The organism is Bacillus manliponensis, assembly GCF_000712595.1.
In the GTDB taxonomy this organism is placed as follows: Bacteria; Bacillota; Bacilli; order Bacillales; family Bacillaceae_G; genus Bacillus_A; species Bacillus_A manliponensis.
Genome location: NZ_JOTN01000001.1, coordinates 287,653 through 304,727, shown reverse-complemented (window position 1 = coordinate 304,727; position 17,075 = coordinate 287,653). Strand labels below are relative to the sequence as shown.

Here is a 17,075-nt window from a genome sequence, read left to right as displayed (position 1 = left end):
GATTTTTTGAAGAGCGTTCGATTTGCGACAAAAATGGATTGTGAGAAAATACGTGATTTTTTGGGACAAGCTAAAATGGAAGATGATAAAATAAATGAGTTGTATGGACAGTTTATGTTGTTAGAAGAGGATGGGAATATCCAAGCTGTTATTGGTTACGAACAGGTTGAGCAGGATGCTCTTATTCGTTCTTGTTTATTCACACCTGCTGTGGATAACGTTACGTTTTTACATTTTTTCGAAACGTTTTTGCAGTATACTAAGGAAAAAAGTATTAGGCAATTATATTTACTCACAAAACATCCACAATCTTTAACAATATTTCAGTTCTTTCAGTTTTATCCTGTTGATAAAGAACAAGTTTCAGAAGGGATTAGGCGTTTAGAACATTTTTGTAAAAATGTAAAACAACCAAAAGTCATTATACTAAATTGTCAGCTATTAACAAAGTTATCCACTGATTAATTGGGTTTATCCACATTTTGTGGATAAACCTTGTTTGTCTTTTGGCTCTGGCTCATAGTACACTACAAATAACAAGCATTTCAAGCGAAAAAAGGACGTGGAAAAAATGAATACAAAAATGTGGTCTGTGGATAATGTTGTGGAAACAGAAAATGGTTATCCACAATTACAAGAAGCGGCACAACTTTTAAAAGAAAATGAAGCAATTGCTTTCCCAACTGAAACAGTATATGGGCTTGGTGCGAATGCACTTAGTGATGAGGCTGTTGTGAAAATCTTTGAAGCAAAAGGAAGGCCAAGTGATAATCCACTTATTGTACATATTGGCGCAAAAGAGCAGTTATCGCATATTGTTACCGATATTCCACCGGTAGCCGAGGAGCTTATGAAGCATTTTTGGCCGGGACCATTAACGCTTGTCCTTCCTAGAAAAGAAGGAATTTCTGAAAAAGTAACGGCTGGTTTACAAACAGTGGGAGTTCGTATGCCCGATCACCCAGTTGCAAGAGCTTTAATTGAAAAAGCAAATGTACCAGTAGCAGCGCCAAGTGCAAATCGATCTGGCCGACCAAGTCCAACGTTAGCTTCTCATGTATATGAAGATTTACAAGGGAAAATTGCTGGGATTGTAGATGGTGGAGCGACGGGGGTTGGTGTAGAATCGACTGTATTAGATTGCACAAGCAGCGTCCCGACAATTTTACGCCCAGGCGGTATTACAAAAGAGCAATTGGAAGAAGTAATTGGAGAAGTTGCTGTAGATCCGGCTTTATTAGATGAGACAGAAAAGCCAAAATCCCCTGGTATGAAGTATACACATTATGCACCGAAGGCACCTCTTTCTATTGTAGAAGGATCTCGTTCCTTTATTCAAAAGCTGGTGACAGAGAAACGAGCAGAAGGTTATAAAGTTGGTGTATTAACAACAGAAGAGTACAGTCATGTATATGATGCAGATGTAGTGCTTTCTTGTGGTTTGCGCACAGATTTATCTACGGTTGCAACAAAGTTATATGATACACTTCGTACATTTGATAGCAGTGGTGTAGATATTATTTTTAGTGAATCATTCCCGAATAGTGGAATCGGTAGTGCGATTATGAATCGCCTAACGAAAGCGGCAGGACATCACGTTATTTTTGAAGGTTAGTTCCATATCTATAACTTCTAATTCCTCCTCGGTATGCATATTGTAAAGTAGCAAGTCCGAGGGGGGACGAGATGTCGATTGAACACATCATAAGTGAACTGTTACCGCTATTTATTATGGCGTTTGCATTAGGGCTTGATGCTTTTTCGGTGAGCCTTGGTATGGGGATGGTTGCGCTACGCTTAAGACAAATCATCTATATCGGTATTACCATCGGAGTATTTCATATGATAATGCCATTTTTAGGTATGATGCTTGGTAGGTTTTTATCGGATCAGTTTGGTCATTTTGCTAGCATTTTAGGTGGAATATTGCTAATGGGGTTAGGTTTTTACATTATATATTCGACCATGTTAGAAGAAGGAGAGAAACGAGATGCCCCAGAAGGTGCAAGTTTGTTTTTGTTTGCATTTAGTGTGAGTATCGATAGCTTTTCGGTTGGACTCAGCCTTGGTATTTATGGGGCAAAAACATTCATAACAATTATGTTGTTTGGCTTTGTCAGCATGTTGTTAACATGGTGTGGTTTGCTGATTGGTAGACATGTGAAGCAAGCTCTCGGTACATACGGTGAAATCATCGGAGGCACCATTCTTGTTGGATTTGGTATGAAGTTACTATTTTTATCGTGAAAGCACAATCATACGGATATACTATTGCAATAGTATATATTTTTTAGAGCTTTCATAATGAACATGCCTAAAATTCGTCATCGGATAAACAGTCTTATTTTTAGAAGGAGTTCGTATCGTATGACAAAAATAAAACAATTTTTCGGAATCATTCTTAGTTTTTTTATATTTTGGTTTAGTGTACTTGGCATACAACGATTTGCGGAGTTTTTTGATGTGAGCTCGTTAAAATTTGTAGAAGGAAAAACGGCGGCAGCTCGTGTTTTCCATTCTCCATACCCATTTTTAATTGTGTTTATTATTACGCTTCTTTCGTTATATTTCTTTGTTGTGAAGGTTGGAAAAAGAACGAAGGAAGAGCTTGTATTGGTTGAAGATAGGGAAGATGTGTAGTATTAATAATGTATTTCTCAAGTTTACGCATATACTCTATGTGGTAATATTTACATAAGATAATTTTCTCTAGGCTTTCTTAGAAGAAAACTCAATACACACAAAGAAAAGGTGCTCTAAAGAGCACCTTTTCTTTGTGTCACTTTCGCTTATAGTTACGGTCTTACTAATTCAAATAAGTCCCCGAGTTTTGCGTAGTTATGCCCCGCTAAACGACTGATTGGCTTTAAACCTTCTGCATGGATACGTCCATTTTCATATAGATGCTCTGCGATATGGAAGCGAACGATGCGTCCGATTAATAGGTCACATGCTGGTGAATCTTCTGTCCCGCCAAGCTGGATTGCACGTTCTAATACACATTCCATACGGATGCTCGCTTCTTTTACTCCTTTTGTAGAGATTACTTCGCTTTCAATTGGTGTTAGTTTGGTAAGTTCGATTTCACTTTCATTTGGTGGTAAGTTTGCTGCGGTCTCATTGATGGCTTCGACGTATGATTCGTCAGAGACGTGGACGACAAAATCTTCTGTTTCCATTGCGTTTCGAGCGGTATCTTTTGGAACACCATTTTTGCGCTGCACAGAGATGGAGATAAGCGGTGGGTTTGCAGCGACGATATTGAAATAGCTAAACGGAGCTCCGTTTAGTACACCGTCTTTTGTAGTTGTTGTAACAAAAGCAACTGGCCGAGGGATGATGCTTCCTGTTAGTAATTTGTAATTATCCTTTTCTGTTTGTTCGTTTGGATTAATGGATAGCATAATAGTAGCTCCTTCCTAAATCTGAATCTCTCCTTGTTTCTTTACAAGATAGTAGGGGAAAACTCCTGCTAAATGTTGTATAAAAAAATCCTCTTCACATCGGAAGAGGAGTATCTTGAATAGGAATTAAAATAAAGTATAAGCACCAGGGCCAATTAATGCCACACCGATTGCAACTGCGATTAACATAAGATTGTACTCAAAACCGTTTTGTGTAATCCAGTATCCATTTTTGCCGTGAACAGTGAAGATAGCGATTAACATTGTTCCTACGATAAAAAGTGCACCGACGGAAGTGAAGACACCAGCAGCAAATAAGAATCCACCTAATAATTCAGTAGCTCCTGCCATGAATGCCATAAAAACACCAGGCTTTAAGCCGATAGATTCCATCCAGCCGCCAGTTCCTTTTAATCCGTGACCACCAAACCAACCGAATAATTTTTGTGCACCATGACCCATGAATGTAATACCGATAACAAGACGAATAATAAGAAGACCTAAACTCATTTTATAAAACCTCCTAAAAGTTTATTTACTTACTTTATGTAAGTTATAATAAAACAGTTACTTACTTAAGTCAAGTAACTTATTGATATTTTTTTAAGGGATTCACAAAAATGGTTGTAAAGACCTCTAGACAATTGGTGGAAGAAAGGAGACAATAAGGTGTGGAAGTTGCATATTCAGACAGTCTGAATTGACTGGATTTTTTTAAAGAGATACAATAAGGTTTCAACTAGTGTTATCGTTTTCTAATCGAAAGCGTTTTATTACATATATGTAGTATGTAATGAATAATTAGCTAGAAATAACTTCCCTATTTTACAGGTGTATAAAAGGAGGCCGACCTGATGTTCAAGAAATTATTTGGACTTGGTTCTAAAACAAAAGCAGACACAATCGTAGCTCCATTAACTGGAGAAGTGAAAAATATTGATGAAGTACCAGATCCAGTATTTGCTGGTCGTATGATGGGTGACGGTATTGCAATTGATCCAACTGAAGGTGTAGTCGTATCTCCAGTTGATGGCGAAATCGTTCAATTATTCCATACAAAACACGCTATTGGTATTAAAGCGAAAAATGGTGCAGAGGTTTTAATTCATGTTGGATTAGAAACTGTAAAGATGAATGGTGAAGGCTTTGAAGCGCACGTTTCTGAAGGACAAGCTGTTAAAGCTGGCGACAAATTAATTTCTTTCGACTTAGAATTAATTCATGAAAAAGCAAAGAGCACAATTACACCAATCGTAATTACAAACACAGATGCGACTGAGTCAATTAACACAACTGTAGGTGTTACGGCTACTAAAGGTGCAACTGAAGTAATGAAAGTGACAATGAAATAACATTGCTGATTAATGAGGAATTCATGCCCGATATGGAATGGATTCCTTGTTTTTTTTTGTTAATTTAAGGGAAACTTCAATTAATAGTAGACTTTTTAAAATTCTATGTTAGTATATTTGAGTACTTGGAAATTAGGGCTTCATGTATATATGAATAAGGCGCATTTCTTCTGTTGAAAGATATAGAAGAAGTGCGCTTTTTTTCATTTAAAATGTGAGTTATGATAAATAAAGGATAGTCAGTGTAAGGAGGAGTTGAAGGTGAAGCGAGTATTATTCGTTTGTACAGGGAATACATGCCGTAGTCCGATGGCAGAGGCTTTACTCCGCCATCATAGTGAGGGAAGATGGGAAGTACAATCTGCTGGTGTGTATGCATCCGTAGGGAGCGATGCTTCTTCTCATACGAAAAGTGCTTTAAATGGGAAAGGCGTCCCGATTATGCATCAATCCCAGCAAGTAACAACAGAGTTATTGAACTGGTCTGATGTCATTTTAACGATGACATCATCTCACAGGCAATTAATTTTACAGCATCATCCATACATGAGAGAGAAAGTATATACATTATATGAATTTGTTGAGGGAATAAATAAAGATATTTCTGATCCCTATGGCGGATCGTTACAAGTATATGAGCAGACGTTAACGGAGATGGAAATACTTATAAAAACTTTACTGAAAAAACATTCAGACAGTTAAGCTTTCGTGTATAATACGATATTGGATAGAATACTGTTCTTACGGCTTACATATGTCTGTAAGAGCTTGCTTTAAAAAACTTTCTATTTTATGAATAGAAGTCTCATTTTATTATACGGAGGGGTTTTAAAATGAAAGTAGTAGTAGCATCAGATCACGGTGGAATGAATATTCGCAAAGAAATCATTAGCCTATTAGAAGAATTAAACATGGAATATGTTGATTTAGGATGTGAATGTGAAGCAGGCTCTGTTGATTATCCTGATTTTGCGTTCCCAGCAGCAGAAATGATTGCAAAAGGTGAAGCAGATCGCGGTATTTTAGTGTGCGGTACAGGTATTGGAATGTCGATTGCGGCAAATAAAGTACAAGGCATTCGTTGTGCATTGGTACACGATACGTTCAGCGCAAAAGCAACGCGAGAGCATAACGATAGCAATATGCTTGCAATGGGTGAGCGTGTAATTGGACCAGGTTTAGCAAGAGATATCGCAAAAATTTGGTTAACAACAGATTATGAGGGTGGCCGTCACGAAAATCGTGTAGGGAAAATTAAAACGTACGAAACGAAGTAATAGTATGCTAACTTTTAACGGTGAGTAATATAATATGTTGAACCAACCTGTGAAAGGGAGAGGCGTAATGATGGAAATTGTACAAATAAGAGAACAGATGCAAGCGGCACTTTCAGAGTTTCAAGAACAAGCTTTTTTGCAAAGTAGTCGTATTTTTGTAGTTGGGTGTAGTACAAGTGAAGTGCTTGGAGAAAAGATTGGAACATCGGGGACGATGGAAGTAGCAGAAGCAATCTTCTCTGAACTAAAGCAGTTTCGTGAAAAACATGGTATTGCCCTTGCTTTTCAGTGCTGCGAACATTTGAATCGTGCATTAATAGTTGAAAGAGAAGTCGCAGAAAAACATCAGTTCGAAATTGTAACCGTTACGCCTGTCCGATCGGCAGGTGGGGCTCTTGCAACGTATGCCTATCACAATATGAAGGATCCAGTTGTAGTAGAATTTGTGAAAGCCGATGGGGGTATTGACATCGGTGATACATTCATTGGTATGCATTTAAAACATGTTGCTGTTCCAATTCGTACAAGTGTAAAAGAAATTGGGCATGCGCACGTGACAATGGCAAAGGTTCGTCCGAAGCTTATCGGAGGAGCACGTGCAATGTATCAGGCAGAAGTAGAATCTTATACTTGCAGCTAAGTTACATACGTTTAAAAAATAGTAAGAAAGAAAAGGTCATTTTTTGACCTTTTTTATTTTCATCCTTTGTGAACTCATGTTAGAATGTAGATGAAAACATGAAGGTTAGAATGAATTATCACTTGAATTTTCGTTTTTTTCTTAAAAATAAGAGAAAAATGTTGGGAAATGGTGTGGTTCGCTTAAGAAAAGGGGGATTCAGATGGAGCATGTAAAACGTCAAGATGAAAAAGTATTTGCTGCAATTGAAGCGGAATTAGGGAGACAGCGTTCAAAAATTGAGCTGATTGCTTCTGAAAACTTTGTAAGTGAAGCAGTAATGGAAGCGCAAGGTTCTGTATTAACGAACAAGTATGCAGAAGGTTATCCAGGTAAGCGTTACTACGGTGGTTGTGAACATGTTGATGTAGTAGAAGATATCGCACGCGACCGTGTGAAAGAAATTTTCGGTGCGGAACATGTGAACGTTCAACCACACTCTGGTGCACAGGCAAATATGGCTGTATACTTCACAATTTTAGAGCATGGTGACACAGTACTTGGTATGAATTTATCTCATGGTGGTCACTTAACGCACGGAAGCCCTGTTAACTTCAGTGGTGTACAATACAACTTCATCGAGTATGGTGTTGATCAAGAAACGCATCGCATTAACTATGATGATGTATTAGCGAAAGCGAAAGAGCATAAGCCGAAGTTAATCGTTGCAGGTGCAAGTGCTTACCCTCGTGCAATTGACTTTAAGAAGTTCCGCGAAATTGCTGACGAAGTGGGCGCATACTTAATGGTAGATATGGCACACATCGCTGGTCTTGTAGCAGCAGGCTTACATGAAAACCCAGTACCATATGCAGACTTTGTTACGACAACGACACATAAAACATTACGCGGTCCACGTGGTGGTATGATTTTATGTAAAGAACAGTTTGCGAAACAAATTGATAAATCCATCTTCCCTGGTATTCAAGGCGGTCCACTTATGCATGTTATCGCAGCGAAAGCTGTTGCATTTGGTGAAACATTGCAGCCAGAATTTAAAACATATGCACAAAACGTCATCGATAATGCAAAACGCTTAGCAGCAAGTCTTCAAAAAGAAGGCATTACACTTGTTTCTAATGGAACGGACAATCACCTTGTATTAATTGATGTGCGTAGCTTAGAAATTACAGGTAAAGTAGCAGAGCATGTACTAGATGAAGTTGGTATTACAGTTAACAAAAATACAATTCCATTTGATCCAGCAAGTCCATTTGTAACAAGTGGTATCCGCATCGGTACAGCAGCGGTAACATCTCGTGGCTTCGGTTTAGAAGAAATGGATGAAATTGCATCAATTATGGCATACACGTTAAAGAATCATGAAAATGAGGAAGCGCTTGAAGAAGCAAGTAAACGTGTAAGTGCTTTAACAGATAAATTCCCAATGTATCCGGGACTATAATAATTCAAAAAACCCCTCTTTCTTTCCTATATAAAAGAAAGAGGGGTTTTCTCTTTTTCTTTTTCATAATAAAAACTTGAATATTAACTAGGTTTTCTATAAAATCGTACATAGTGTAAAAAAGCGTTTTCGTACACATCAATATCATCTGAAGGAGAGAGTTCACATGGGAAAATTGTATGTATTTGATCACCCGTTAATTCAGCATAAGATTACATATATTCGCGATAAGAATACAGGTACGAAAGATTTTCGTGAATTAGTAGATGAAGTAGCAAGCTTAATGGCATTTGAAATTACGCGTGACCTTCCACTAGAAGAAATCGAAGTTGAAACACCTGTTAGCATGGCGAAATCAAAAGTGATTGCTGGTAAAAAACTTGGTTTAATTCCAATTTTACGTGCAGGATTAGGAATGGTAGATGGAATTCTGAAATTAATCCCAGCAGCAAAAGTAGGACACGTTGGTTTATACCGCGATCCGGAAACATTACAGCCTGTAGAATACTATGTGAAGCTTCCAACGGATGTAGAGGAACGTGACTTCATCGTACTTGACCCAATGTTAGCAACTGGTGGATCTGCAGCAGAGGCAATCAACTCACTGAAAAAGCGCGGTGCAAAAAACATTAAGTTAATGTGTATCGTTGCTGCTCCAGAAGGGGTAGAAGTTGTTCATAAAGAACATCCTGATGTAGATATTTATCTTGCTGCACTTGATGAAAAGCTAAATGACCATGGTTATGTTGTTCCAGGCCTTGGTGATGCTGGTGACCGTTTATTCGGAACGAAGTAAGACAACAGACGAGAAGAGTTCTTCTCGTCTGTTTTTTTATTTGTATATATCTCGTTATGAAATGGATAAAAAGAAATTGCAAGATGTAAGTGTGTTTTCTCAACATGAATCTATAACGGGAAAAGTGAGAGAATTTCAGTCTTCTTCCATATAAATACAAGTTAAAAAACGAAAAAGCCCTTTTCTTTTTCGGTAGAAGAGGATGTTCCTCCATGTGCAGTAGCGGTCAGGGCCTTTTCCTACCGCGCCCCTATGTTACAACAAATAGATGAAATGAGTACGTTTGTCATTCTTATATACGTGGCAGCTACTTTTGTGTGAAATGGTCAAGTTGGATATATATACCTTAAGTAGGGGAGGGGGGATAAAATAGTTTCTACTATTGAAAAAGAATTCTTCTATATTATTATACTTTCCATACTATGAATTGAACGTTATAAAGATAGGGAGACCGCTATGTATGTATAGACCGATTTGAAATAAAGATTGAGTACAGATAGCACGTTGTTTCCTTATATAAATGTAGGGAAGGATAACAAGGTTAAAATGATGTTAATAGTGTATGATTATGCAACATAACTTGCATATGCATTACATATAATAAAGGAGCCCCATCTTTTAAAAGTTATATTACAGAAATAAAATTATACATTCAGGAAATGTAATATTGACAAACTTGTGAACTTTTTCTTCTATATTAATGGTGAGATTCAGAGGTTTTTAACAGTATTTAGAAGGGGAACGTTTTCATTTCTGTCAATAAATGACTGATACTCAAATTTTTTGATTTTTTTCGATTTGTCGTTGACACTGTTAATACCCTATTGTATGCTAACAACGGGAGTAGATGGTAGGGCTTTCAGTGACAATTTTTCATCTATTCTATGTCGAAAAAGTAAACTTTTTTGATTATGAAAGATTTATGCAAGGAAATGAGTTATTATAAACACATTGAGAGTGAGTTCCTTATAAATTGGAGGGATGAATCCTTGCAAAATAATGAGCGAAGTCCAGTAAAAGCATATGCTTTAATGACAGGAATCCTTTCCCAGTTAGTAGGTTCTATCTTAATCGGTATTTTCGGTGGGAAATGGATCGATAGTCAACTTGGAACATTTCCGTTATTTCTCATAGTTGGTTTATTGCTTGGCCTCGGGACAGGAATTTACGCTATGACGCGGCTCATTCGACATTTTTATTCAGGAGAGTAATGATGATAGATGTACACGGACTTGTTCAACGACAAAAGAAATATACTTATAACTTTTTAGCGCTTTTTGTATTAGGATGGGGCTTTACCTCCTACAAAGAAGTATTCCTAGGGCTGATTATCGGAACGATTTTCAGTTTTCTTAGTTTGCGCATCGTTGCCAGTAAAACAGACAAGCTATTAGATCGCGTAACGAACGGGAAGGAAGTTAAGTTTAAAGCTACAGCTGTTAGTACATATTCAAGATTTGCTACTTTCGGTTTATTAATTTTATTTGCAGCGAAATATCAGCACTTGATTGCGATATGGAGCTTAGGTGTGGGATTGTTGACAGGGTATCTTGTCATGATCATAGATTTTCTTTATTTACAGTATAAGAGCAGGGAAGAGAGGTGAATTACTAGTGGAACACGGTAAATTAGTGGAATTTCTAGGAATAACGTTCGACTTATCGGCTGTCATCATGCTTACTGTTGCAGCTACAGTTGTTTTTGTAATCGCTGTGATTGGTACACGCAGTTTAGCTCTTCGTCCAACCGGAATGCAAAACTTCTTCGAGTGGATTTTAGACTTTATTAAAAATATGATTAACAGCACGATGGACTGGAAAACAGGTGGGCGCTTTTTAACGCTTGGTGCTACACTTCTTATGTTTATCTTCGTGTCAAACGTTCTTGGTTTGCCATTTATGATTGCAACAGTGGAAGGTGAACATCACGTCGCGTGGTGGAGATCTCCAACGTCTGACCCAGCAGTTACTTTAGCATTAGCCGTGATGGTAGTTGCCCTCACCCATTATTATGGAGTTAAGATGAAGGGTACAAAAGAATATTTAAAAGGTTATGTTCAACCGATGAAGTTCTTACTCCCTTTAAAAATTGTTGAAGAATTTGCGAACACATTAACTTTAGGTCTTCGTTTATTCGGTAACATTTATGCAGGTGAGATTTTATTAACATTACTAGCTGGATTAGCGGTAAGCGGTCCTTTAGGATTCGTAGGTGCAATCATTCCATCGTTAGCATGGATGGGATTCAGTGTATTCGTAGGTGCAATCCAGGCATTTATTTTCACAATGTTAACAATGGTGTATATGGCTCATAAAGTAAGCCATGACCATTAATATATTTTTAAGTAAGTAAAAACTATTTTTTATAATACAAAGGAGGACATTTTAAAATGAGTTTAGGTGTAATCGCAGCTGCAATTGCAATTGGTTTATCAGCATTAGGTGCAGGTATTGGTAACGGTCTTATCGTATCACGTACAATCGAAGGTGTTGCTCGTCAACCTGAATTACGTGGCGCACTTCAAACAATCATGTTCATCGGGGTTGCATTAGTTGAGGCACTTCCAATCATTGGAGTAGTTATCGCATTCATGGTAATGAACAAATAAGGGACCATTCCCCTTACATAGATGGCGAAGAGTGTTTAAGAACTTTCTTCGCCATTGCTTTATGAACGAAACGTTTATTTGATTTTTTAATATAGTTACTTTAGATACTCGAAGGGAGTGAATCCTTGTGCAAACTTTAGTATTAGGGGCTGGAGCTGGTATGCCATTTGGAACAGTTCTATATACAATCTTCATTTTCTTAATTCTATTAATGTTACTTCGCAAATATGCTTGGGGTCCGTTAATGGGAATGATGAAAGAGCGTGAAGAGCATATCTCTAGTGAAATCGATGCTGCTGAGAAAAATCATGTAGAATCGAAAAAGTTAGTAGAAGAACAACGTGAGATGTTACAACAATCACGTGTTGAAGCGAAAGAGCTAATTGAAAGAGCGAAAAAGCAAGCAGAGGAACAACGCGAAGGTATTGTCGCTGCTGCGAAACAAGAAGCAGAATCTATTAAAGAGTCTGCTGTACAAGAAATTCAACGCGAAAAAGAGCAAGCAATTGCTATGCTACAAGAACAAGTCGCTTCGTTATCCGTTCAAATTGCTTCTAAAGTAATTGAAAAAGAGTTAACAGAAGAAGACCAAGTGAAATTAATTCGTGAGTATATTAAAGAGGTAGGCGAAGCACGATGAGTAATGCCATTGTAGCAAAACGTTATGCAGTCGCTCTTTTTAAAATCGCGAAAGAAAAGCACGTCTTAGAACTGTTTGAAGAAGAGTTACGCCTTGTGAAAAATGTATTTGAAACAAATGCAGAATTACATAGTTTCTTATCTCAACCAAACATTTCAAAAGAGCAGAAAAAAGCTGTTCTTTCTAACGTGTTTTCGTCTCTTTCAGAATCTATTTTAAACACACTATGCATTTTAGTAGATAACAAACGCATTGAAATATTATCTAGTATTGCAAATGAATATGTTACACTTGCGAACGAAGAACGTAACGTAGCAGATGCAACTGTTTACTCTATTCGTCCTCTATCTGAAGATGAAAAAGTAGCAATTGCAGAATCATTTGCAAAGAAAACTGGAAAAGATGCAATTCGCATTCAAAATGTTGTAGATACAGAGTTACTAGGTGGTATTAAAGTACGCATCGGAAACCGTATTTACGATGGAAGTTTACAAGGAAAGTTAGCACGTATTCAGCGTGAACTTATGAAGAATAGATAGGGGTGAAGCGCATGAGCATCAGAGCTGAAGAAATTAGCGCACTGATAAAGCAACAAATCGAGAATTATCAGTCTGAAATCGAAGTTAGCGATGTTGGTACAGTTATTCAAGTTGGTGACGGTATCGCACGTGCTCATGGTCTTGATAACGTTATGGCTGGTGAGCTTGTAGAGTTCGCTAACGGCGTTATGGGACTTGCACAAAACTTAGAGGAAAACAACGTAGGTATTATCATTTTAGGACCTTACACAGAAATTCGTGAAGGTGATGAAGTTCGCCGTACTGGCCGCATCATGCAAGTACCAGTAGGTGAAGAATTAATCGGACGTGTTGTAAACTCATTAGGTCAACCAGTAGACGGTTTAGGCCCAATTAATACAACAAAAACTCGTCCAATCGAAAGTCCAGCACCAGGTGTAATGGATCGTAAATCTGTTCATGAGCCTCTTCAAACAGGTATTAAAGCGATTGACGCGCTTGTACCAATTGGACGTGGTCAACGTGAGTTAATCATCGGTGACCGTCAAACAGGTAAAACATCTGTTGCTATCGATACAATCTTGAACCAAAAAGATCAAGATATGGTTTGTATCTATGTTGCAATCGGACAAAAAGAATCTACGGTTCGTAACGTAGTAGAAACTCTACGTCACCATGGTGCGTTAGAGTACACAATCGTTGTAACAGCATCTGCTTCTCAACCATCTCCATTATTATACTTAGCTCCATACGCTGGTGTAACAATGGGTGAGGAGTTCATGTACAATGGTAAACATGTATTAGTTGTATATGATGACTTATCTAAGCAAGCGGCTGCATACCGTGAGCTTTCATTACTATTACGTCGTCCGCCAGGTCGTGAAGCATATCCAGGGGATGTATTCTACTTACACTCCCGTCTTCTAGAGCGTGCAGCGAAGTTAAGTGATGCAAAAGGCGGCGGTTCTTTAACTGCACTACCTTTCATCGAAACACAAGCTGGGGACGTATCTGCATACATCCCAACGAACGTAATCTCCATCACAGATGGACAAATCTTCTTACAATCTGATCTATTCTTCTCTGGTGTGCGTCCAGCGATCGATGCGGGTACTTCTGTATCTCGTGTTGGTGGTGCGGCTCAAATCAAAGCGATGAGTAAAGTATCAGGTACACTACGTCTTGACCTTGCGTCTTACCGTGAGTTAGAGGCGTTCGCACAGTTCGGTTCTGACCTTGATAAAGCAACACAAGCGAAGTTAAACCGTGGTGCACGTACAGTAGAAGTATTAAAACAAGGCTTACATAAGCCATTAAAAGTAGAAAAACAAGTTATGGTTCTTTACGCATTAACACGCGGCTTCTTAGATGATATCCCAGTAACAGATATCACTCGTTTCGAAGAAGAATTCCATGCTTGGTTAGATTCAAATGCTGCTGAATTACTAGACGAAATCCGTACAACTACAAAGCTTGCGGATGACGAAAAAATGGCTGCTGCAATCAACGGCTTCAAAAAAGTATTCGTAGTATCTGAGTAATAATAAAAAGCGGAGATGGCTCGTTTAGAATGTGAGAGGGGATGGAGCTTCTGGCATAGAGGCGTTTTTTGCCTCCGCGGAAGAAGCGAAGCCACCGAACATTCTAGCCATCGCAGCTAGATTGAATAAAAAGCGGAGATGACTTTAAGTCGCTCGCTATTCATAAAACAACAAGCAGAGCCGACTGTACACCGGCTCTGCTCCCTATACAAACAGGCAACTCCTACATAGAGTGCTGACGGATTGGCTACAGAAAGAATAGGTGCACATACTCTTTCTGTAGCTTATAAGCAAGTGTATCTTGCAACAAGAATAGAAAGAGGGAAGCCTCTCTATTCATGCCAACTTCCGAAATAAAGGTGGTGAAAACCTGTGGCATCTTTACGCGATATAAAAGCGAAAATTAACTCGACAAAGAAAACGAGTCAAATTACGAAAGCGATGGAAATGGTATCTGCATCGAAATTAAGCCGTGCAGAGCAAAATGCTAAATCTTTCGTTCCGTATATGGATAAAATTCAAGAAGTAGTAGCGAGCATAGCGCAAGGAAGCAAAGGGGTAAATCACCCGATGTTAACGGCGCGCCCTGTAAAACGTACGGGATATATCGTTATTACATCTGATCGTGGACTAGCAGGTGGATACAATAGTAACGTTTTACGTGAAGTGAGTAACACCATTAAAGAACGTCACAACATGGACGCGAATCAATACTCTATTATTGTTTTAGGTCGTCTAGGTCGTGATTACTTAAAACGTCGTAACTTTAATATTATTGATGAAGTAGTAGGTCTATCTGACCAACCAGCTTTCTCTGATATTAAAGATATTGCTTCAAGAGCGGTAGCGATGTTTACGGACGGCGCTTACGATGAGTTGTACATTTATTACAATCACTACGTAAGTAAAATTTCACAAGAAGTAACGGAAAAGAAAATTTTACCGCTTACTGATGTTGTATCGGATAAACCAACAACAGCTTATGAATTTGAGCCTTCTGAAGAAGATATTTTAAAAGTTCTATTGCCTCAATACGCAGAAAGCTTAGTGTACGGTGCATTACTAGATGGTAAAGCAAGTGAACACGCAGCGCGTATGACAGCAATGAAGAGTGCTACAGACAACGCAATGGAAGTTATCGATTCACTTACACTTTCATTCAACCGTGCTCGACAAGCGGCGATTACGCAAGAAATTACGGAAATCGTTGGTGGCGCGGCAGCGTTAGAATAGTAAAAAGTGGAGATGGCTTGCTCAGAATGTGAGAGGGGATGGAGCTTCTGACATAGAGGCGCTTTTTGCCTCGGCGGAAGAAGCGAAGCCGGCTCGCTTAACTTATATTAAGCGAGCTGCTAAAGCTATGTAACTTATAAAACCAATATAAAATAAAAGCCGACTGCTCGCAGAAAGTTGGCTAATTTAAAGAAAGCTAGGAGGGAACCCGATGAATAAAGGGCGCGTTACGCAAATCATGGGTCCGGTTGTAGACGTTAAGTTTGACGGCGGAAAGCTACCTGAAATCTACAATGCCCTTAGAATTAAACAAGACGCAATTGACTTAACGTTAGAAGTTGCGCTTCACCTTGGTGACGATACAGTTCGTACAGTAGCAATGGCTTCTACAGATGGCCTTGTTCGTGGTGCAGAAGCAACAGATACAGAGCAACCAATCTCTGTTCCAGTTGGTGATGCAACACTAGGACGTGTATTTAACGTATTAGGTAATGCAATCGACTTAGATGGTGAAGTTCCAGCAGACGTACGTCGCGATCCAATCCACCGTCAAGCACCTTCATTCGAAGAGTTATCTACAAAAGTAGAAATTCTTGAAACTGGTATTAAAGTAGTAGACTTACTTGCTCCTTACATCAAGGGTGGTAAGATTGGTCTATTCGGTGGTGCCGGTGTAGGTAAAACAGTATTAATTCAGGAATTAATCAATAACATCGCACAAGAGCACGGTGGTATCTCTGTATTCGCTGGTGTAGGTGAGCGTACTCGTGAAGGTAACGACTTATACCATGAGATGAGCGATTCTGGCGTAATCAAGAAAACTGCGATGGTATTCGGACAAATGAACGAGCCACCTGGAGCACGTCAACGTGTTGCATTAACAGGCTTAACAATGGCTGAACACTTCCGTGATGAGCAAGGACAAGACGTACTACTGTTCATCGATAACATCTTCCGTTTCACGCAAGCAGGTTCTGAAGTATCTGCCCTTCTTGGCCGTATGCCATCTGCGGTAGGTTACCAACCAACACTTGCAACTGAAATGGGTCAGTTACAAGAGCGTATTACATCTACAAATAAAGGTTCTATCACGTCTATCCAAGCGGTTTATGTACCAGCGGATGACTACACGGATCCAGCACCAGCAACAACGTTCGCTCACTTAGATGCAACAACAAACTTAGAGCGTCGTTTAACACAAATGGGTATTTACCCAGCGGTAGATCCATTAGCATCTACATCTCGTGCGCTTTCTCCAGAAATCGTAGGAGAAGAGCATTACGGAGTAGCTCGTCAAGTACAGCAAACTCTACAACGTTACAAAGAGCTTCAAGATATCATCGCTATCTTAGGTATGGATGAGTTATCTGAAGAAGATAAATTAGTTGTACATCGCGCTCGTCGCATTCAGTTCTTCTTATCACAAAACTTCCACGTTGCTGAGCAGTTTACAGGACAAAAGGGATCTTATGTACCTGTAAAAGAAACAGTTCGTGGTTTCAAAGAAATTCTAGAAGGAAAGTATGATGACCTTCCAGAGGACGCATTCCGTCTTGTTGGTGGTATTGAAGAAGTTATTGAAAACGCGAAGAAAATGATGGCATAAGGCCTTAGGAGGGACG

Annotated in this window: 22 protein-coding genes; 20 read left to right on the top strand and 2 right to left on the bottom strand. The window is 38.8% G+C overall.

The annotated features are described in order from the left end of the window. The first annotated feature begins 6 nt into the window (after positions 1 to 6). The 4 genes from BAMA_RS01375 to BAMA_RS01360 all read left to right on the top strand — a co-directional run bounded on the left by BAMA_RS01375 (position 7) and on the right by BAMA_RS01360 (position 2,640). Positions 7 to 465, top strand: coding sequence for a mechanosensitive ion channel protein (locus tag BAMA_RS01375; protein WP_034635397.1), 459 nt, complete (start codon positions 7 to 9; stop codon positions 463 to 465). Between the two features lie 106 nt (positions 466 to 571). Beyond that, positions 572 to 1,615 carry an L-threonylcarbamoyladenylate synthase gene (locus BAMA_RS01370; protein WP_034635395.1) on the top strand — a complete coding sequence of 348 codons (1,044 nt, stop codon included), beginning with the start codon at positions 572 to 574 and terminating at the stop codon, positions 1,613 to 1,615. Between the two features lie 71 nt (positions 1,616 to 1,686). Continuing rightward, positions 1,687 to 2,247: a manganese efflux pump MntP gene (locus tag BAMA_RS01365; RefSeq protein ID WP_235184406.1), complete on the top strand. Its 561-nt coding sequence runs from the start codon at positions 1,687 to 1,689 to the stop codon at positions 2,245 to 2,247. Between the two features lie 120 nt (positions 2,248 to 2,367). After that, complete coding sequence (locus tag BAMA_RS01360; RefSeq protein ID WP_034635392.1) at positions 2,368 to 2,640, top strand: DUF3935 domain-containing protein; 273 nt, start codon at positions 2,368 to 2,370, stop codon at positions 2,638 to 2,640. A gap of 155 nt (positions 2,641 to 2,795) precedes the next feature. On the opposite strand, the gene BAMA_RS01355 is transcribed toward BAMA_RS01360, so the two are convergent. Both BAMA_RS01355 and BAMA_RS01350 read right to left on the bottom strand, forming a co-directional pair. Beyond that, the gene (locus tag BAMA_RS01355) at positions 2,796 to 3,404 is read right to left on the bottom strand and encodes a flavin reductase family protein (RefSeq protein ID WP_034635389.1); all 609 of its coding nucleotides are present in this window, start codon (positions 3,402 to 3,404) and stop codon (positions 2,796 to 2,798) included. A 126-nt stretch (positions 3,405 to 3,530) separates the two neighbouring features. Further along, positions 3,531 to 3,914 (bottom strand): DoxX family protein, encoded by a 384-nt coding sequence (locus tag BAMA_RS01350; RefSeq protein ID WP_034635386.1) that lies wholly within the window; start codon positions 3,912 to 3,914, stop codon positions 3,531 to 3,533. A gap of 344 nt (positions 3,915 to 4,258) precedes the next feature. On the opposite strand from BAMA_RS01350, the gene BAMA_RS01345 reads away from it, so the two are divergent. The 16 genes from BAMA_RS01345 (at position 4,259) to atpD (ending at position 17,059) form a co-directional block, all read left to right on the top strand. Then, on the top strand, positions 4,259 to 4,756 hold the full coding sequence (locus BAMA_RS01345; protein WP_034635384.1) for a PTS sugar transporter subunit IIA: 498 nt from the start codon (positions 4,259 to 4,261) through the stop codon (positions 4,754 to 4,756). 261 nt (positions 4,757 to 5,017) lie between these two features. After that, the gene (locus BAMA_RS01340) at positions 5,018 to 5,458 is read left to right on the top strand and encodes a low molecular weight protein arginine phosphatase (RefSeq protein ID WP_034635382.1); all 441 of its coding nucleotides are present in this window, start codon (positions 5,018 to 5,020) and stop codon (positions 5,456 to 5,458) included. 131 nt (positions 5,459 to 5,589) lie between these two features. After that, entirely contained in the window at positions 5,590 to 6,033 is a 444-nt protein-coding gene (gene rpiB, locus BAMA_RS01335; protein ID WP_034635381.1) for a ribose 5-phosphate isomerase B, read from the top strand. A gap of 34 nt (positions 6,034 to 6,067) precedes the next feature. After that, a complete protein-coding gene (locus BAMA_RS01330; RefSeq protein WP_084157836.1) occupies positions 6,068 to 6,673 on the top strand; it encodes a TIGR01440 family protein in 606 nt (201 codons plus the stop codon). A 202-nt stretch (positions 6,674 to 6,875) separates the two neighbouring features. After that, positions 6,876 to 8,117: a serine hydroxymethyltransferase gene (glyA, locus tag BAMA_RS01325; protein WP_034635378.1), complete on the top strand. Its 1,242-nt coding sequence runs from the start codon at positions 6,876 to 6,878 to the stop codon at positions 8,115 to 8,117. A 166-nt stretch (positions 8,118 to 8,283) separates the two neighbouring features. Further along, on the top strand, positions 8,284 to 8,913 hold the full coding sequence (gene upp / locus BAMA_RS01320; protein WP_034635375.1) for a uracil phosphoribosyltransferase: 630 nt from the start codon (positions 8,284 to 8,286) through the stop codon (positions 8,911 to 8,913). 847 nt (positions 8,914 to 9,760) lie between these two features. Beyond that, positions 9,761 to 9,859: a DUF4024 domain-containing protein gene (locus tag BAMA_RS24380; RefSeq protein WP_157405941.1), complete on the top strand. Its 99-nt coding sequence runs from the start codon at positions 9,761 to 9,763 to the stop codon at positions 9,857 to 9,859. Between the two features lie 43 nt (positions 9,860 to 9,902). After that, positions 9,903 to 10,124: an AtpZ/AtpI family protein gene (locus BAMA_RS01315; RefSeq protein ID WP_034635373.1), complete on the top strand. Its 222-nt coding sequence runs from the start codon at positions 9,903 to 9,905 to the stop codon at positions 10,122 to 10,124. 2 nt (positions 10,125 to 10,126) lie between these two features. Beyond that, a complete protein-coding gene (locus BAMA_RS01310; protein WP_034635370.1) occupies positions 10,127 to 10,519 on the top strand; it encodes an ATP synthase subunit I in 393 nt (130 codons plus the stop codon). A 7-nt stretch (positions 10,520 to 10,526) separates the two neighbouring features. Next, on the top strand, positions 10,527 to 11,246 hold the full coding sequence (gene atpB / locus BAMA_RS01305; protein WP_034635367.1) for a F0F1 ATP synthase subunit A: 720 nt from the start codon (positions 10,527 to 10,529) through the stop codon (positions 11,244 to 11,246). 56 nt (positions 11,247 to 11,302) lie between these two features. Further along, on the top strand, positions 11,303 to 11,521 hold the full coding sequence (gene atpE / locus BAMA_RS01300; RefSeq protein ID WP_034635365.1) for a F0F1 ATP synthase subunit C: 219 nt from the start codon (positions 11,303 to 11,305) through the stop codon (positions 11,519 to 11,521). Positions 11,522 to 11,648: 127 nt separating this feature from the next. Beyond that, on the top strand, positions 11,649 to 12,161 hold the full coding sequence (atpF, locus tag BAMA_RS01295; RefSeq protein WP_034635362.1) for a F0F1 ATP synthase subunit B: 513 nt from the start codon (positions 11,649 to 11,651) through the stop codon (positions 12,159 to 12,161). Further along, a complete protein-coding gene (locus BAMA_RS01290; RefSeq protein ID WP_034635360.1) occupies positions 12,158 to 12,700 on the top strand; it encodes a F0F1 ATP synthase subunit delta in 543 nt (180 codons plus the stop codon). The genes atpF and BAMA_RS01290 overlap by 4 nt, the downstream gene beginning before the upstream one ends. An 11-nt stretch (positions 12,701 to 12,711) precedes the next feature. Beyond that, the gene (gene atpA / locus BAMA_RS01285; protein WP_034635358.1) at positions 12,712 to 14,220 is read left to right on the top strand and encodes a F0F1 ATP synthase subunit alpha; all 1,509 of its coding nucleotides are present in this window, start codon (positions 12,712 to 12,714) and stop codon (positions 14,218 to 14,220) included. Positions 14,221 to 14,592: 372 nt separating this feature from the next. Beyond that, positions 14,593 to 15,453: an ATP synthase F1 subunit gamma gene (gene atpG, locus BAMA_RS01280; protein WP_034635355.1), complete on the top strand. Its 861-nt coding sequence runs from the start codon at positions 14,593 to 14,595 to the stop codon at positions 15,451 to 15,453. A 211-nt stretch (positions 15,454 to 15,664) separates the two neighbouring features. After that, positions 15,665 to 17,059, top strand: a complete 1,395-nt coding sequence (gene atpD / locus BAMA_RS01275) for a F0F1 ATP synthase subunit beta (RefSeq protein WP_034635353.1) — start codon at positions 15,665 to 15,667, stop codon at positions 17,057 to 17,059. The last annotated feature ends 16 nt before the right edge of the window (positions 17,060 to 17,075 follow it).

Coding starts and splice junctions, on each gene's coding strand:
- BAMA_RS01370 (WP_034635395.1), top strand. CDS start 572: ATGAATACAAAAATGTGGTCTGTGGATAATGTTGTGGAAACAGAAAAT.
- BAMA_RS01365 (WP_235184406.1), top strand. CDS start 1,687: ATGTCGATTGAACACATCATAAGTGAACTGTTACCGCTATTTATTATG.
- BAMA_RS01360 (WP_034635392.1), top strand. CDS start 2,368: ATGACAAAAATAAAACAATTTTTCGGAATCATTCTTAGTTTTTTTATA.
- BAMA_RS01355 (WP_034635389.1), bottom strand. CDS start 3,404: ATGCTATCCATTAATCCAAACGAACAAACAGAAAAGGATAATTACAAA.
- BAMA_RS01350 (WP_034635386.1), bottom strand. CDS start 3,914: ATGAGTTTAGGTCTTCTTATTATTCGTCTTGTTATCGGTATTACATTC.
- BAMA_RS01345 (WP_034635384.1), top strand. CDS start 4,259: ATGTTCAAGAAATTATTTGGACTTGGTTCTAAAACAAAAGCAGACACA.
- rpiB (WP_034635381.1), top strand. CDS start 5,590: ATGAAAGTAGTAGTAGCATCAGATCACGGTGGAATGAATATTCGCAAA.
- BAMA_RS01330 (WP_084157836.1), top strand. CDS start 6,068: ATGTTGAACCAACCTGTGAAAGGGAGAGGCGTAATGATGGAAATTGTA.
- glyA (WP_034635378.1), top strand. CDS start 6,876: ATGGAGCATGTAAAACGTCAAGATGAAAAAGTATTTGCTGCAATTGAA.
- upp (WP_034635375.1), top strand. CDS start 8,284: ATGGGAAAATTGTATGTATTTGATCACCCGTTAATTCAGCATAAGATT.
- BAMA_RS24380 (WP_157405941.1), top strand. CDS start 9,761: ATGGTAGGGCTTTCAGTGACAATTTTTCATCTATTCTATGTCGAAAAA.
- BAMA_RS01310 (WP_034635370.1), top strand. CDS start 10,127: ATGATAGATGTACACGGACTTGTTCAACGACAAAAGAAATATACTTAT.
- atpE (WP_034635365.1), top strand. CDS start 11,303: ATGAGTTTAGGTGTAATCGCAGCTGCAATTGCAATTGGTTTATCAGCA.
- BAMA_RS01290 (WP_034635360.1), top strand. CDS start 12,158: ATGAGTAATGCCATTGTAGCAAAACGTTATGCAGTCGCTCTTTTTAAA.
- atpA (WP_034635358.1), top strand. CDS start 12,712: ATGAGCATCAGAGCTGAAGAAATTAGCGCACTGATAAAGCAACAAATC.
- atpD (WP_034635353.1), top strand. CDS start 15,665: ATGAATAAAGGGCGCGTTACGCAAATCATGGGTCCGGTTGTAGACGTT.